Genomic DNA, 239 nt, shown 5'->3' with positions numbered 1-239 from the left:
CGCTAAAAATTCGCACCAAGATCTCCGGAGGAGACAAAATGTCCGATACACACGGAAAATTCATATGGGTCGAATTGATGACGCCTGACATGGAAGCGGCCGCCCGCTTCTATGGCCATGCCATCGGCTGGCAGACCAAGGATTTCGGTTCGCCGGAAATGCCCTATCTCGTGCTGGAAGCCGACGGCAAAGGCATGGGCGGCATCATGGAGCTGACCGAGGAACATAAAGGGCAGGGC

Annotated in this window: 1 pseudogene; it reads left to right on the top strand. The window is 55.6% G+C overall.

Annotation, left to right across the window (positions count from 1 at the left end):
* Positions 1-38 precede the first annotated feature (38 nt).
* Positions 39-239: pseudogene (locus tag SB764_RS44270) on the top strand (hypothetical protein); the annotation flags it as partial.

This window comes from Paraburkholderia sp. SIMBA_027 (assembly GCF_046535315.1).
In the GTDB taxonomy this organism is placed as follows: domain Bacteria; phylum Pseudomonadota; class Gammaproteobacteria; order Burkholderiales; family Burkholderiaceae; genus Paraburkholderia; species Paraburkholderia tropica.
This window is presented reverse-complemented; position numbering and strand designations above follow the sequence as displayed.